The organism is Bacillus sp. z33 (assembly GCF_058313615.1).
Genome location: NZ_JBZFQN010000001.1, coordinates 1,258,157 through 1,273,122, shown reverse-complemented (window position 1 = coordinate 1,273,122; position 14,966 = coordinate 1,258,157). Strand labels below are relative to the sequence as shown.

At 38.8% G+C, this 14,966-nt stretch carries 15 protein-coding genes and 1 tRNA gene; 14 read left to right on the top strand and 2 right to left on the bottom strand.

The genetic code is table 11. The features are described from left to right. The first annotated feature begins 43 nt into the window (after positions 1 to 43). From AC4G3L_RS06010 to uvrC, 3 genes are all read left to right on the top strand, one after another. On the top strand, positions 44 to 1,021 hold the full coding sequence (locus tag AC4G3L_RS06010) for an electron transfer flavoprotein subunit alpha/FixB family protein (RefSeq protein WP_491076059.1): 978 nt from the start codon (positions 44 to 46) through the stop codon (positions 1,019 to 1,021). Between the two features lie 167 nt (positions 1,022 to 1,188). Beyond that, on the top strand, positions 1,189 to 1,503 hold the full coding sequence (trxA, locus tag AC4G3L_RS06005) for a thioredoxin (protein ID WP_491076058.1): 315 nt from the start codon (positions 1,189 to 1,191) through the stop codon (positions 1,501 to 1,503). Positions 1,504 to 1,629: 126 nt separating this feature from the next. Next, positions 1,630 to 3,417: an excinuclease ABC subunit UvrC gene (uvrC, locus tag AC4G3L_RS06000; RefSeq protein WP_491076057.1), complete on the top strand. Its 1,788-nt coding sequence runs from the start codon at positions 1,630 to 1,632 to the stop codon at positions 3,415 to 3,417. A gap of 214 nt (positions 3,418 to 3,631) precedes the next feature. Here uvrC and AC4G3L_RS05995 read toward each other — a convergent pair whose 3' ends face one another. Next, positions 3,632 to 4,093, bottom strand: coding sequence for a YslB family protein (locus AC4G3L_RS05995; protein ID WP_491076056.1), 462 nt, complete (start codon positions 4,091 to 4,093; stop codon positions 3,632 to 3,634). Positions 4,094 to 4,499: 406 nt separating this feature from the next. Here AC4G3L_RS05995 and AC4G3L_RS05990 point away from each other — a divergent pair, with 406 nt between their 5' ends. The 11 genes from AC4G3L_RS05990 (at position 4,500) to AC4G3L_RS05940 (ending at position 13,549) form a co-directional block, all read left to right on the top strand. Further along, positions 4,500 to 5,117, top strand: a complete 618-nt coding sequence (locus tag AC4G3L_RS05990; protein ID WP_491076055.1) for a succinate dehydrogenase cytochrome b558 subunit — start codon at positions 4,500 to 4,502, stop codon at positions 5,115 to 5,117. Positions 5,118 to 5,174: 57 nt separating this feature from the next. After that, positions 5,175 to 6,935: a succinate dehydrogenase flavoprotein subunit gene (gene sdhA / locus AC4G3L_RS05985; protein WP_491076054.1), complete on the top strand. Its 1,761-nt coding sequence runs from the start codon at positions 5,175 to 5,177 to the stop codon at positions 6,933 to 6,935. Between the two features lie 2 nt (positions 6,936 to 6,937). After that, on the top strand, positions 6,938 to 7,699 hold the full coding sequence (gene sdhB, locus AC4G3L_RS05980; RefSeq protein ID WP_491076053.1) for a succinate dehydrogenase iron-sulfur subunit: 762 nt from the start codon (positions 6,938 to 6,940) through the stop codon (positions 7,697 to 7,699). Positions 7,700 to 8,123: 424 nt separating this feature from the next. After that, the gene (locus AC4G3L_RS05975; RefSeq protein ID WP_491076052.1) at positions 8,124 to 8,594 is read left to right on the top strand and encodes an acyl-CoA thioesterase; all 471 of its coding nucleotides are present in this window, start codon (positions 8,124 to 8,126) and stop codon (positions 8,592 to 8,594) included. A gap of 119 nt (positions 8,595 to 8,713) precedes the next feature. Then, positions 8,714 to 8,938, top strand: coding sequence for a helix-turn-helix domain-containing protein (locus tag AC4G3L_RS05970; RefSeq protein ID WP_066108719.1), 225 nt, complete (start codon positions 8,714 to 8,716; stop codon positions 8,936 to 8,938). Between the two features lie 284 nt (positions 8,939 to 9,222). Next, positions 9,223 to 10,032: a glutamate racemase gene (racE, locus tag AC4G3L_RS05965; RefSeq protein ID WP_491076051.1), complete on the top strand. Its 810-nt coding sequence runs from the start codon at positions 9,223 to 9,225 to the stop codon at positions 10,030 to 10,032. A 164-nt stretch (positions 10,033 to 10,196) separates the two neighbouring features. Further along, positions 10,197 to 11,267 carry a GerMN domain-containing protein gene (locus AC4G3L_RS05960; RefSeq protein WP_491076050.1) on the top strand — a complete coding sequence of 357 codons (1,071 nt, stop codon included), beginning with the start codon at positions 10,197 to 10,199 and terminating at the stop codon, positions 11,265 to 11,267. Positions 11,268 to 11,414: 147 nt separating this feature from the next. Further along, complete coding sequence (gene rph, locus AC4G3L_RS05955; protein ID WP_491076049.1) at positions 11,415 to 12,152, top strand: ribonuclease PH; 738 nt, start codon at positions 11,415 to 11,417, stop codon at positions 12,150 to 12,152. Positions 12,153 to 12,197: 45 nt separating this feature from the next. Next, complete coding sequence (locus AC4G3L_RS05950; RefSeq protein WP_491076048.1) at positions 12,198 to 12,803, top strand: XTP/dITP diphosphatase; 606 nt, start codon at positions 12,198 to 12,200, stop codon at positions 12,801 to 12,803. Further along, positions 12,800 to 13,312, top strand: coding sequence for a metallophosphoesterase family protein (locus AC4G3L_RS05945; protein WP_491076047.1), 513 nt, complete (start codon positions 12,800 to 12,802; stop codon positions 13,310 to 13,312). Before AC4G3L_RS05950 ends, AC4G3L_RS05945 begins: the two co-directional genes overlap by 4 nt. A 163-nt stretch (positions 13,313 to 13,475) precedes the next feature. Beyond that, positions 13,476 to 13,549 (top strand) — tRNA-Arg (locus AC4G3L_RS05940). Between the two features lie 87 nt (positions 13,550 to 13,636). Here AC4G3L_RS05940 and AC4G3L_RS05935 read toward each other — a convergent pair. After that, complete coding sequence (locus tag AC4G3L_RS05935; RefSeq protein WP_491076046.1) at positions 13,637 to 14,854, bottom strand: NAD(P)/FAD-dependent oxidoreductase; 1,218 nt, start codon at positions 14,852 to 14,854, stop codon at positions 13,637 to 13,639. Positions 14,855 to 14,966 lie beyond the last annotated feature (112 nt).

Here is a 14,966-nt window from a genome sequence, read left to right as displayed (position 1 = left end):
GATAGCAATCAACACAAAGGGAAAAATAACGGGAGGTAAAATTATGTCTAGAAAGATTTTGGTTTTAGGTGAAACAAGAGACTCTTCTCTACGTAATGTATCCTTTGAAGCAATCGCTGCAGCTAAGACAGTTGCTGAGGGTGGAGAAGTTGTAGGTGTTGTATTTGGAGAGTCTGTTGCAGAGATCGGCAAGGAATTCATTCATTACGGTGCAGATCGTGTAATCGTTGTTGAGAATGAATTGCTTAAACAGTATTCATCAGACGGCTATACTCAAGCTTTATTAGCTGTTATCGAACAGGAATCTCCTGAAGGGCTTATTTTCGGCCATACATCATTAGGGAAAGACTTAGCACCACGAGTCGCGGGTAAATTAAACTCAGGTTTAATTTCAGATGCCATTGGTGTAGAAGAAGCAGGTGGAAATATTGTATTTACACGTCCGATATACTCCGGCAAAGCATTTGAAAAGAGGATTGTGACAGATGGGTTAGTATTTGCGACCATCAGACCTAATAATATTGACCCGCTCGATCATGATCCGTCCCGTACGGGTGATGTGTCAACTTTATCTGTGGATATCAAGGATTTACGTACAGTTATTAAAGAAGTATTGCGAAAAGCAACTGAGGGAGTAGACCTGTCAGAGGCAAAAGTAATCGTTGCCGGTGGCCGTGGAGTGAAAAGTGAAGAAGGCTTTGAACCACTTAAGGAATTGGCAAATCTCCTTGGCGGTGCAGTTGGGGCATCACGCGGAGCTTGTGACGCAGATTACTGTGACTATTCCTTACAAATTGGGCAAACAGGTAAAGTAGTAACCCCAGATCTTTACATTGCTTGTGGAATCTCCGGAGCTATCCAGCATTTAGCAGGAATGTCCAATTCCAAAGTAATTGTTGCTATCAATAAAGATCCAGAGGCCAATATTTTTAAAGTTGCGGATTACGGCATTGTTGGTGATTTGTTTGAAGTAGTTCCTTTATTAACAGAAGAGTTCAAAAATCTTCTTGTTAAATCTTAATCATTTAAGTAGGCAAAAACAGGGTAGCAAATTTGCTACCCTGTTTTTCTAATTAAAGTTAATACGTTGAAATACAGGATAATTAAGCAGGACAGTAGCATCCTATATAGAACAGTGGTATACTCCACTTATAGTTTACTTAATGTAAGTCTTAGGAGGTAAGAAACATGGCAATTTCTCATGTAACAGATCAAACGTTCGTAACAGAAACAAGCGAAGGCTTGGTTTTAGCTGATTTTTGGGCACCTTGGTGTGGACCTTGTAAAATGATCGCACCTGTATTAGAAGAAATTGATGCTGAACTAGATGGTAAAGTCAAAATCGTTAAATTAGATGTAGACGAAAATCAAGAAACAGCTGTTAAATTTGGTGTAATGAGTATCCCTACACTTGTTCTTTTTAAAGATGGAGAAGTGGTAGATAAAGTAATCGGTTTCCAACCAAAAGAAGCACTTGTTAATTTAATTTCCAAGCATGCTTAAGGTTTAATGTAAAAGACTTCGGACGACCGGAGTCTTTTTTCTTATGGAAAGTATTAAAACCTCCTTTATTCATAAATTCCGTTTATAATAATAGAAACCATACTATTTGAAGAGGGGGGAACCCTTTTGAAGCAGCATATAAAAGATAAGCTTGCGTTGTTACCTGACCAGCCTGGCTGTTATATAATGAAGGACCGCCAAAATGTGGTCATCTATGTAGGAAAAGCAAAAGTATTAAAAAATAGGGTTCGTTCCTATTTCACCGGTTCTCATGATGGGAAGACACAACGTCTTGTTTCGGAAATCGAGGACTTTGAATATATCGTTACCTCTTCTAATATGGAAGCACTGATATTAGAAATGAATCTCATAAAAAAATATGATCCCAAATATAACATCATGCTTAAAGATGATAAAAGTTTTCCGTTTATCAAGATAACCTCGGAAAGGCATCCCAGATTGATTATTACAAGAAACGTGAAAAAAGATAAGGGGAAGTATTTTGGACCCTATCCCAATGTACATGCAGCGAATGAAACTAAAAAGTTATTAGACAGACTGTATCCGCTTAGGAAATGTACGACACTTCCTGCTAAGGCATGCTTGTATTATCATATTGGCCAATGTTTGGCGCCTTGCGAAAAAGTGGTCAGAGAAGATGATTATAAGCAGATCACAGATGAAATTACGAGATTTTTAAATGGAGGTTTTAAGGATATTAAGAAGGATTTGGAAGCGAATATGTATAAGGCTTCTGAAGAATTGGATTTTGAGCGTGCCAAAGAATTAAGGGACCAAATTGCACATATAGAAGCAACCATGGAAAAGCAAAAAATTGTATTCAGTGATTTAACGGACCGGGATATATTTGGATATGCAGTAGACAAAGGGTGGATGTGTGTTCAGGTATTTTTTGTCCGCCAAGGAAAATTGATTGAGAGGGATGTATCGTTATTTCCTATCTATGATAATCCTTCCGACGAATTGCTTACTTTTTTAGGACAATTTTATTCAAAATCAAATCATTTTAAACCAAGAGAAGTACTCCTGACGGATGATATCGATTTAGAACTGGCTGAAGGCTTGCTTGATGTGAAAGTAGCTCAGCCAAAGCGCGGAGCGAAAAAAGATTTAGTGAAGCTCGCGGTTAAAAATGCCAAAATTGCTTTGCAGGAGAAGTTTTCTTTAATTGAAAGAGATGAAGAACGTACTATTAAGGCAATTGAGAATTTAGGGGAAGTTATGGGGATTCATATCCCCCGTCGCATCGAAGCTTTTGATAACTCAAATATTCAGGGTGTCGATCCTGTTTCAGCAATGGTTGTGTTTATTGATGGGAAGCCGGAACGTAAGGAATATCGAAAATATAAAATTAAGACCGTAATTGGTCCGAATGATTATGACTCCATGCGAGAAGTCGTCAGAAGAAGATATGCTCGAGTACTCCGGGAGAACCTTCCTTTTCCTGATTTAATAATTGTCGATGGTGGCAAGGGGCATATTGAAGCGGTTCGTGAAGTGATTGAGGATGAGTATGGAATGGAGATACCTGTAGCAGGTTTGGCAAAGGATGATAAACACAAGACTTCTGTACTGCTATACGGCAATCCTTTAGAAATTATTCCGTTAGGCAGATCCAGTCAGGAGTTTTATCTGTTGCAGCGAATACAGGATGAAGTTCACCGTTTTGCCATAACATTCCATCGTCAAATCAGGGGGAAATCCAGCTTCCAATCTGTATTGGATGGTATTCCGGGTATTGGTGAGAAACGGAAAAAACAATTGCTTAAGCATTTTGGATCCATTAAAAAGATGAAGGAAGCCACATTTGAGGAAATTACTCAGCTTGGAATTCCTGCACCGAGCGTACAAGCTTTATTGGGAAAACTAAATGAAGATCAAAAAAATAATTAAAAAGTTGAAAACTGTACCCTGTTTGGCAGATATAAAGCCAGCAGACTGAGGTACAGTTTTTTTGTTTAAACCAATTAAGTCCAGATCTTTCACAGCTAAGAATATAAATCGGATTAAAATATAAAATAGTAGGGGAACCCCCTGCAGGAGCTCCCCTCTTACTAGAATACATATTTAATCGGCATATAGGTTCTTTGAGAAATAAAGTCTTGATTTAAATGGTATCCTTATTATCGCTTTTTACCGTAAAGTAAACTAATTTCGCTCGTTTCTTTTGTTCCTCATAGCTTTCAGAGACCACTTTTCTTTGATGTTCTATTTGATAGGCAAGAAAGCCTGCCTCTAATTGAAAATTGGCGTTTTCGTTAATTGAAAATCTACGTTGGATTAATTCACCAGATAGCTCCCACTTTAATTCATCTTTTGTTTCCTTTACAAGCCGAAGATCACCCCATCCGGCAGCATGGAAAAACGTAATGATTTCTTCCGGATTCGATAACGGAAATCTTCTTCCAATTTGTTTTCCAGCCCAATAAAGGATTTGAGGGCCTTCCTTCCCTAATAAATCCTCCAAAAGGAACTCTCTTATTATTTCATATCCAAATGCAGGTATTAACGGCTCATTGTCGGTGACAGGTGTCATTTCCTCTGACTCTAACTTTTCTTCTTTTGCCATACTTCCCCCTCTTTCCATACATTATTATAGCTATATATAGGGGAGTAGATGCAAGGATAAATATACATTTTCTACTAAGTATTTGATAGGCAATATATAGAAATAGGAAAATATCCATTTATTCCAAAATATGTTGAGAAAAAGGAAAACTCTGTATCCGTTTTCTTGACGCATTTTGGTGGAAAGGAGTACAATAAAACCGTCACATAATTGTAAGAATATGTGGAATTATTATTTTTTTATACTATTCATCTATTAATTTTGCAGGAAAATGTTTTTAGCATCTTAGATGGGTGGTGAGTTAGATGATTGCGGTTATGATGAAGGTCTGCTCGCAATTATTTAAGGCATAGTCCTTAACCAAAGGCTATACTTTTATTTTTTCATTTTCAGAGGGAGGGTAACTATGGAGAGTCGTCGCGAGTTTAATTTACGCAGGTTACATTCGTTGTTAGGGGTATTACCAATCGGGCTATTCCTGATTGAGCATTTAATGGTCAATTATTTTGCGACAAGAGGGCCTGAGGCATTCAACAAAGCAGCTGAATTTATGCATGATTTGCCTTTTAGGCTTGCATTGGAAATTGTACTAATTTATTTGCCTATATTATTCCATGCTGTATTAGGTCTTCATATTGCTTTCACAGCAAAATATTCAGTGGGGAGCTATAGCTATTTCCGTAACTGGATGTTTGCTTTACAAAGGATCACTGGTATCCTGACTGTTATTTTCATCGTATGGCATGTTTGGCAAACGAGAGTACAGGTAGCATTAGGAGACACGGCGAATGCGGATATGATGGTAGAGATTTTTTCTAATCCATTTATGATTGTGTTCTATATGGTAGGTGTACTTTCAGCAATATTTCACTTTGCAAACGGGCTATGGTCATTTGCGTTAAGATGGGGACTTATCGTAACGCCAAAATCCCAAAGGATATTTACATATATAACTCTTGGAGTTTTTGTATTCTTAGCTTTTGTTTCTATTCGTACTCTGCTGGCGTTTATCAACATGGCTTAAACAATTGCAATAGCTTAGCAGGAGAGTCTGCTAGTTTAATAAGGAGAGGGTCGGTTTATGAGTAAAGGGAATATAATCGTAGTCGGCGGCGGTCTTGCTGGTTTAATGGCTACCATCAAAATCGCTGAAGTAGGACATAAAGTAGAACTTTTTTCTGTCGTACCCGTTAAAAGATCTCATTCTGTTTGTGCCCAGGGAGGTATTAATGGAGCGGTAAACACAAAGGGTGAAGGAGATTCACCTTGGGAACATTTTGATGATACCGTTTATGGCGGTGACTTCCTGGCTAATCAGCCACAGGTAAAAGCTATGTGTGATGCGGCTCCATCGATCATTCATATGTTTGACCGTATGGGCGTTATGTTTAACCGTACGCCAGAGGGATTGCTCGATTTCAGACGTTTCGGCGGTACTCAGTATCATAGAACAGCTTTTGCGGGCGCTACTACTGGGCAGCAATTACTCTATGCATTGGATGAACAGGTTCGCCGTTATGAAGTGGCTGGTCTTGTACAGAAATATGAGGGCTGGGAATTCCTTGGAGCAGTGCTGGATGAAGAACAGATATGCCGTGGAATTGTAGCTCAAAATCTAACCTCTATGGAAATTAAATCTTTCCGCGGGGATGCTGTGATCATGGCGACCGGAGGACCCGGCATTATTTTTGGTAAATCTACGAATTCCATCATTAATACTGGTGCAGCAGCTGCGATTGTGTATCAGCAGGGCGCTACCTATGCAAATGGTGAATTTATACAAATCCATCCAACAGCAATCCCTGGAGATGATAAACTTCGCTTGATGAGTGAGTCTGCACGTGGTGAAGGCGGACGTATCTGGACATATAAAGATGGTAAGCCATGGTACTTCCTAGAGGAAAAATATCCTGCTTATGGAAATCTTGTTCCCCGTGATATCGCTACACGCGAAATTTTTGATGTGTGTGTGAATCAAAAATTGGGAATCAACGGTGAGAACATGGTTTACTTGGATCTTTCTCATAAAGATCCAAAGGAGCTTGATATTAAATTAGGCGGTATTATTGAAATCTATGAAAAATTCACAGGTGATGATCCGCGCAAATTGCCAATGAAGATCTTCCCGGCTGTCCACTATTCTATGGGTGGATTATGGATTGATAACGACCAAATGACCAAAATACCTGGCTTATTTGCTGCCGGTGAATGCGATTTTTCACAGCACGGAGCTAATCGTTTGGGAGCAAATTCCTTATTATCTGCTATTTATGGAGGAAGTGTGGCAGGACCCAATGCTGTACGCTATGTAAATGGGCTTGCGAGAAGTGCTGACTCCTTACCGGATTCCTTATACGTACAACATGAGTATGTTGAAATGGAAAAATGGAATCGGATCATGTCCATGAATGGAACTGAGAATGCATATTCCATCCATAAAGAATTAGGCGAATGGATGACGGATAATGTAACTGTGGTTCGTTATAATGACAAGCTTCAAAAAACGGATGAAAAAATCCAGGAACTGCTTGAAAGATGGGAAAACATTAATATTAATGATACAGCTAAATGGAGCAATCAGGGAGCATCCTTTACACGTCAGCTATACAATATGCTTCAGCTTGCACGTGTCATTACACTTGGTGCCCTGCAGCGTAATGAAAGCCGTGGTGCTCACTACAAACCTGATTTCCCTGAACGAAATGATGAAGAGTTCATGAAAACGACAATGGCTGACTTTGTAGATGGTAAATCTGCACCAAATATTTATTACGAAGATATTGATGTATCACTCATCAAGCCGCGTAAACGTGATTACTCTAAGAGCAAGGGGGCAAATTAATTATGGCTACAGAAAGTAAAGTACTGTTTAAGATACAACGCCAGGACAACCCGAACTCTGAGCCTTATTTTGAAGAATTTGAGCTGTCCTATCGACCAAATATGAATGTCATCTCTGCTTTAATGGAAATACGCCGTAACCCGGTTACAAAGGATGGCAAGAAAACAAGCCCAGTTACTTGGGATATGAACTGTCTGGAAGAAGTTTGCGGTGCCTGTTCCATGGTCATTAACGGTAAGCCCCGGCAATCCTGTACAGCGTTGGTTGATCAATATGAACAGCCAATCGTACTGGAACCAATGCGTACATTCCCGGTTATCCGTGACCTTCAGGTAGACCGCAGCAGAATGTTTGATTCACTTAAAAAAGTGAAAGCATGGATTCCGATTGACGGTACGTACGATTTAGGACCAGGACCACGTATGGCTGAGAAAAAACGCCAATGGGCCTATGAATTATCTAAATGTATGACATGTGGTGTTTGTCTGGAAGCCTGCCCGAATGTAAATGATAAGTCCAATTTTATAGGACCGGCTCCAGTATCGCAGGTTCGTTTATTTAATGCTCATCCAACAGGTGAGATGCAAAAAGCAGAACGTTTGAATGCATTAATGGGTGATGGAGGAATACAGGATTGCGGTAACTCCCAAAACTGTGTGCAAGTTTGTCCGAAAGGGATTCCTTTAACCACATCGATTGCTGCATTAAATCGTGATACAAATATCCAAGCTTTCAAAAATTTCTTTGGAAGTGACAAGATTTAAAATCATTTTTTTATATTCAAATCTCTCTGCAGTAGAGAAGAGATAGGTAAATAGAATACTTCAGATAAAAGCCGGAAGATTGATAGACGGTATGAAAGCCTATTGATTTCACTAACAGCTCACTGTCGTCTTAAAAATTGCATATGCTTAAATAAGAGCAGAATCAAGAAAAGACCGTCATTCAATAGTTTGAGAGACGGTCTTTTCATTAGGATTAAATAGTTTGGTTTTGGTTGTGTCCTACTTACATATTTATCTTGTCATATATCAAGTTAATTCTTTGTAAAAGAATTATCATAGGTTTGCTACGATAAGAGACAATTATCGATAATACATAGTTCCCCAGTAAAATAATTACATTTCCGTACATTTTTCTGTATAATGAATGAATAATCATTCATTAAGTGGGAAGGTGTGTTTCCGTATGAGTAAAATTGCATATATTGAAAATATGGAGGAGTGGAAAGAAGAATTTATTTTTTCTTTTCCTATCAATGTGAGATTTTCAGAAACTGATATGTTTGGGCATTTGAATAATACAGTCCCTTTTGCCTATTTTGAACAAGCGCGAATTGAATATTTTAAAAGTCTTGGAATGATGCAGGATTGGGTGGATAAAAACAATGAAAAAATCCCGGTTGTGGCAGATCTTCAATGTGATTTTCTCAATCAAGTTTTTTTCGATGAGAAACTGGATATTAAAGTGAAGGCACAAAGAATAGGTAATTCATCGGTTGATATTCATTATCTAGGGGTACGGGAAGACGGAGTTCCATGTTTTACAGGGCGTGGAACAATTGTCCAAATCTCCAGAATCAACGGTAAGCCGGTAGCCTGGACAGATGAAATGAAGGAATTATTTGCTGCGGGATTGAAGAAGCAGCATCAATCTTAAAAACACGTTTAATCACATCTAAATATAGTCACTCCTTATAGACCAGTAACATACACTAACGTGACTAAATATATACCCAATCCTAAGGTTATGGCTGGTAGCAAGGAGGGTTACAATAGTTGAAGGAGAACGATTTCACTCATAAACCTTTACTCACAAAAAGAGAAAGAGAAGTATTTGAGTTATTGGTACAGGACAAAACAACGAAAGATATCGCCAAGGACCTTTTTATTAGTGAGAAAACAGTGAGAAATCACATATCCAATGCGATGCAAAAATTGGGCGTAAAGGGCCGTTCCCAGGCGGTCGTAGAACTACTTCGAATGGGTGAATTGGAGTTATAGAATCACTTGATGATCTTATTTCAAGTATATGTATCAATTGATCTAATTATCATTGTTCTTGACAATTCCTTTATGAGTCCATAAATTAGGAAGAGTAGCGAATAACAAATCACTATACAGGTCATTGTAAAATGCAAAGTAAGTGGTTTGACTCACTACTCTATTTTTGTGTCTAAAAGATGAATTGGAAAATGGACAAACTAAAGAAAATGTATAGACAGTCTGGTTTGAAAAATAGAACTAGAGCTAGAGTGTAAGCAAAAGATAGATAGAGGCGATCTGATTTGGATAGAGAAAACCCAATAGGGCTTATAGATTCAGGAGTTGGTGGATTAACAGTTTTTAAAGAATTTATCAGGCAGCTCCCGAATGAAAACTTAGTATACTTAGGTGATACGGCTAGATGTCCCTATGGACCCCGGCCAATGGATGAAGTACGAAAGTTTACATGGCAAATGGCTAATTTCCTTTTAAAGAAGAATATTAAAATGCTTATTATAGCCTGCAATACCGCAACGGCTGCGGTACTGGAGGAAATGAGGGCTACTTTGCCGATCCCGGTTCTGGGTGTTATTCAACCAGGGGCAAGAGCAGCGATTGATGTATCAAAATCAAGAAATATCGGTATCATTGGCACAGAAGGAACGGTGCGCAGCAAAGCTTATAATAAGGCATTATTGAGTATTCACCCAAGAGTCCATATTGAAAGTCTCGCATGCCCTAAATTTGTACCGCTGGTAGAAAGCGGTGAATGGAACAGTGCCATTGCAAAAAAAATTGTAGCCGAAACATTAAAGCCTCTGAAAAATAGAAGTATGGACACATTAATTTTAGGTTGTACGCATTATCCATTGCTGACAGAACCCATTTCAAATTATATGGGCTCTTATGTGACGGTTATATCCTCCGGTGAAGAAACTGCGAGAGAAGCCAGTGTTTTATTGGAGCATGCAGGTATGCTGAATAAGGAGAATAATCAACCAACCTATAGCTTCTATACTACTGGTTCGAGAAGGATGTTTAAATCGATAGCCTATTCATGGCTTGGTGAAGCGGTAGAAACAGTAGAACATGCTAAGCTTTTAGCAGAGTGAATAGGAAGAATAAATATAATACCCTTTGCACATTCAGAAGTGTTTAATTACCTTCTGTATGGTGCAGAGGGTTTTTTAGTGCGGAATTTTTTCTGCTTATTAAGGTATAAAATGAGCCAAGCCCCGTATATATGTAGTACAAACTGTCTTAGGAGGAATGGTGTATGCCTTTACGAACGAAATCATCGTTAGTCGCTACGGTACTTATCTCATCTGTTTTAGTCTCAGGCTGCGGCTTGTTCGATTTACCAAAAAAAGAAGAAATCGACCCACCACAGGATGTTACGTATCTAAAGGAAGAGGGTGAAGGTGAAAAAGCCGTGAACTCGGAAGAAGCGATTACGACTGAAGAGCAAGGAAAGATACAAACAGAATTATACTTAATGGATGCAAATGGATACATTGTGCCCCAAACAATTCCTTTACCAAATACAGAAAGTGTAGCGAAACAGGCGATAGAATATTTGGTGGCGAGCGGTCCGGTAACAGAGATGCTTCCGAATGGTTTTAAAGCAGTCTTGCCGGCAGATACAACTGTGAAAAGTCTAGATATTAAAGATGGAGCAGCCACCGTCGATTTTTCTAAAGAGTTTAAGGATTATAAGGCAGAGGACGAAATGAAAATACTGGAATCGGTGACATGGACGTTAACTCAATTTGATAAAGTAGATAAAGTAAAATTACAAATTGAAGGGGAAACGTTAAAAGAAATGCCTGTTAATAAAACAGCCATTGAAGACGGTGCGTCAAGATTAATGGGAATTAACAATGATCCTACAGAATCGACAGATATTATGAATACTCGACCCGTCACAGTTTATTATATGTCCGGTGAAACAGATAACTATTATTATGTACCAGTGACAAAAAGAATCAGCAATCAGGAAAAAGATAATGTGGAAGCAGTTGTCAGCAGTCTGATTAAAGGTCCTGGTTATTCTTCGCCGCTAGTAACAGAATTCAGGCCGGATGCTGCCCTATTGGATGAACCTAAAATAGAAGACGGCGTAGTGACCCTTAATTTCAATGAATCTATTTATTCAAGCTTTGATGACGAAGAAAAAATCGTTTCTGGGCATTTATTGAATGAGCTGGTCTTATCCCTGACTGAACAAAAGGACATTAAAAAAGTAGCAATTCAAGTAAACGGAGAGAAAGAACTTCTCAAGGAGGATGGCAAGAAGCTGACCGAACCGGTAACACGTCCTGAAACGGTCAACACAGGTAAATACTAATAATCAATAAATATGGGTAAGTTCCTTATTGGAGCTTGCCTGTTTTTAATTTGGACAAAAATGGCTGTGATGTTTGGACAGGGTGCTTTTTTATTAAATTGGGGTATGCTACACTTAGTCATGATACATACAGTTTAGGAGGTACTTATGAGATTTGATGGTCGTGAGAAAAATGAATTAAGACCCGTACATATAGAAACAAATTATATAAAACACCCTGAAGGTTCGGTGTTGATCAGTGTAGGTGATACAAAGGTGATTTGTACGGCCAGTATAGAGGATCGTGTACCACCTTTTATGCGTGGAGAAGGCAAGGGATGGATTACGGCTGAATACTCGATGCTGCCGCGAGCAACAGAGCAAAGAACCATGCGCGAATCCACAAAAGGGAAAGTAACCGGACGCACAATGGAGATCCAGCGTTTAATCGGACGTGCATTACGTGCGGTAGTCGATTTGGAAGCACTGGGTGAGAGAACAATCTGGATTGATTGTGATGTTATTCAGGCAGATGGCGGAACGCGAACAGCTTCGATTACGGGCGCATTCGTAGCGATGGCCCTTGCATTGGATAAACTTCAGGAGTCGGGAAAAATTAGTTCCTATCCAATTAAAAACTATCTCGCTGCCACGTCAGTCGGGATGATTGAAGAGTTTGGAGCAGTTCTTGATTTAAATTATCATGAGGACTCTCAGGCTTTGGTGGATATGAATGTTATTATGACAGGCGCAGAGGAATTCGTGGAACTTCAGGGAACAGGCGAAGAAGCTACTTTCTCCAGAAATCAATTAAATGAATTGCTCGACCTTGCGAATGAAGGCATACAGCAATTATTCACTATACAACAAGAGGCGTTGGGAGAAATAGCAGCTAAAATTCAATAAAGCGTACCATGCATACGCTTTTTCTCTTGGGAGGAGAAGGTGAATATGAAAACCGTATTAATTGCAACCAAAAATAAAGGTAAAGCAAAAGAATTTGAAACTTTATTTTCCCCAAAAGGGATTAAGGTCATCACCTTATTGGATATTGAAAATGCAATCGATGTGGAAGAGACGGGAAGCACATTTGAGGAAAATGCTCTTTTGAAGGCTAATGCTATTTCTGAGCTATTGCAAATCCCCGTTCTGTCCGATGACTCCGGTTTAGTTATTGATGCGTTGGACGGTCGTCCCGGTATTTTTTCTGCCCGTTATGCGGGGCCAGAGAAAGATGATCGAGCTAATTATGAAATGGTTCTCGAAGAAATGAAGGGTATTCCCGCCGAAAAACGAACAGCGCGTTTTTATTGTGCAATTGCATTGGTTGGACCAAATATGAATCCAATCACAGTAGCCGGTACATGTGAGGGTATCATTGCTGAAGCACCGGATGGTGAAAATGGCTTCGGATATGATCCTATTTTCTTTGTGCCGGAAAAACAAACAACGATGGCTAACCTGGAAGCACGGGAGAAAAACAGAATCAGCCATCGAGCCAATGCTTTAAAAGAATTAGTGAAAGTACTAGATGAAAAAGTAGTTGAATTCCTATGAAATGTTTAATTGTCAGTGATAGCCATGGCTTAAAGGAAGAATTGGTCGTTTTGCATGAGAGACATAAGGATGAGGTAGATTTGTTTATTCATTGCGGGGATTCAGAACTGTCATGTGACGATCAAGTCCTTCAGTATTACCAAACCGTGCAGGGCAACTGTGATTTTGGTGATGATTTTCCAGAAGATTTGATAGCACATCTTGATGACTGGACAATTTTCGTGACACATGGACATTTATACAATATTAAATCTACGCTGATGAATATTAGCTTGAAAGGGAAAGAAATGGGTGCAAATGTTATTTGTTTTGGTCACTCTCATATAGCAGGAGCGGAAAAAATTGATAACTGCCTGTATATTAATCCCGGAAGTATTAGACTCCCTAGAGGGAGTCAATATAAAACCTATGTCATTCTCGAAAAGCAAGATCAGAATGCAATCGTTGATTTTTACACAATGTCAGGGGAAAAATTACCAGGCTGGCAATTGAAAACAACACTTTCCTAAATCAAAAAAAAGTTGTATAGTAAGTGAAGGGAAAGCTGATCAACATTTTTGAGTTATCTTCCCTTCACTTTAAAAAAACTTTTTTAAAAAAGTTATTGACTTAAAATAAAAGTGATTATATAATAATAAATGTCGTTAAGGACAAAGTAAAAAACATAAACATGTCCCAGTAGCTCAGCTGGATAGAGCAACGGCCTTCTAAGCCGTCGGTCGGGAGTTCGAATCTCTCCTGGGACGCTAACTTAAGAAAGAGGCAAAAACCTTTAAAGGTTTTTGCCTCTTTTGCATTTAAGATATAGAATCCATAAAGATGACCTTTTTAGGTCAGCTACTCCTCCGTTTTTGACTATATAAATGAAAGGCTGGATGGGAACCTTTTGTGATTATTTCTGTGATGATTTTAGATAAGACACTGCTATAGACTAGTCCGTTATCTCCATAAGCAAATAGAAAGTGGCAATGTGGAAATTCATCATACTGACCTATAAGTGGAAGCCCATCATGTGTCCCTCCATAGAAGGCTCCAAGATAATATTCGGGTTCAGCTCTTATATTGGGAAATAGTTTGTTAAATTCTTGAATAAGCTTTGTCTTTTTATGAATAATTTTTGAATCACGATCCTCAGGATAGGTTGTGTTTTCATCAAGTCCTCCAATGATAATCCGATTATCTGCAGTTGTGCGCATATAGATATATGGGCGTGCTGTTTCCCAAATTAATGTTTGCTTATACCAGTCAGACTGCTGTAGATTTTCAATCGGTTTGGTGATAACAGCATATGAACTGGTCAAAAGACAATCCTTATCTTTTTTAAATTCTAGCCCTTCGTAGCCGGCAGCAATGATGACATTTCTTGCTGTGATGGTATGATTGCGGTCGGTATGAAATGTTGCGTACTCCTCATTGAATTTTTTTCCCGTTATCTTAGTTTCCTCAAATATTTGTACACCCTTTTGATGGGCTGCTTGAATCAGGCCATGATTATATTTAAATGGGTTGATTTCCCCATCATTATGGATATACAAAGCTGATTGCTTGGAAAATGGGTAACGCTCTTTAATTTGGCTTTCGTTAAGCAGATCGACTTGGAAGCCATGATTAATCAAATAATCGTATTCATTTTGTAACTTCGTCTCTCCTTGGGGATCACTGGCATAATAGAGGCTATCCCTTCGTGTAAACTCGGAATCTATATTTAGTTTTTTCGATGTTTCTTCAATCTCAGAAATGGCTTGCTCGCATAATTTTGTATGGTAAATGGCTGATTCTTCACCAAAAGAATTGACCAACTCGTACAACATCTTATCTCCCAAGTATTGAAGGAGGGCAGTGTTGGTCATCGTGCTGCCTGTGCCAATCCTTCGTTTATCTACTACTGCCACCTTAAGTCCTTTTTCGCTTAAGAGGTGTGCGCACTGTGCCCCTGAACTTCCTCCGCCAACAATAAGAACATCACAAAGTATATCTTCCTCTAATGGTGGATATAAAGGAGGATCTGGAAAAGTCGTTTGCCAATAAAATTTGCCGTTCTGTAGATTCATAAACCTTGCTCCTTTTAATAGGGATGATTTGCATATAATTCCCTTGTGAAATGAAAATATACTTGTATCACATTGGATGATTATTGTTTGGAGCAGAGCATAAAAAGATATA

What these genes read in the sequence shown, in the direction of transcription:
- sdhA (WP_491076054.1), top strand. Translation starts at nt 5,175, where the DNA reads ATGAGTAAAGGGAATATAATCGTAGTCGGCGGCGGTCTTGCTGGTTTA.
- AC4G3L_RS05945 (WP_491076047.1), top strand. Translation starts at nt 12,800, where the DNA reads ATGAAATGTTTAATTGTCAGTGATAGCCATGGCTTAAAGGAAGAATTG.
- AC4G3L_RS06010 (WP_491076059.1), top strand. Translation starts at nt 44, where the DNA reads ATGTCTAGAAAGATTTTGGTTTTAGGTGAAACAAGAGACTCTTCTCTA.
- AC4G3L_RS05975 (WP_491076052.1), top strand. Translation starts at nt 8,124, where the DNA reads ATGAGTAAAATTGCATATATTGAAAATATGGAGGAGTGGAAAGAAGAA.
- AC4G3L_RS05990 (WP_491076055.1), top strand. Translation starts at nt 4,500, where the DNA reads ATGGAGAGTCGTCGCGAGTTTAATTTACGCAGGTTACATTCGTTGTTA.
- AC4G3L_RS05995 (WP_491076056.1), bottom strand. Translation starts at nt 4,093, where the DNA reads ATGGCAAAAGAAGAAAAGTTAGAGTCAGAGGAAATGACACCTGTCACC.
- AC4G3L_RS05935 (WP_491076046.1), bottom strand. Translation starts at nt 14,854, where the DNA reads ATGAATCTACAGAACGGCAAATTTTATTGGCAAACGACTTTTCCAGAT.
- rph (WP_491076049.1), top strand. Translation starts at nt 11,415, where the DNA reads ATGAGATTTGATGGTCGTGAGAAAAATGAATTAAGACCCGTACATATA.
- AC4G3L_RS05960 (WP_491076050.1), top strand. Translation starts at nt 10,197, where the DNA reads ATGCCTTTACGAACGAAATCATCGTTAGTCGCTACGGTACTTATCTCA.
- AC4G3L_RS05950 (WP_491076048.1), top strand. Translation starts at nt 12,198, where the DNA reads ATGAAAACCGTATTAATTGCAACCAAAAATAAAGGTAAAGCAAAAGAA.
- sdhB (WP_491076053.1), top strand. Translation starts at nt 6,938, where the DNA reads ATGGCTACAGAAAGTAAAGTACTGTTTAAGATACAACGCCAGGACAAC.
- trxA (WP_491076058.1), top strand. Translation starts at nt 1,189, where the DNA reads ATGGCAATTTCTCATGTAACAGATCAAACGTTCGTAACAGAAACAAGC.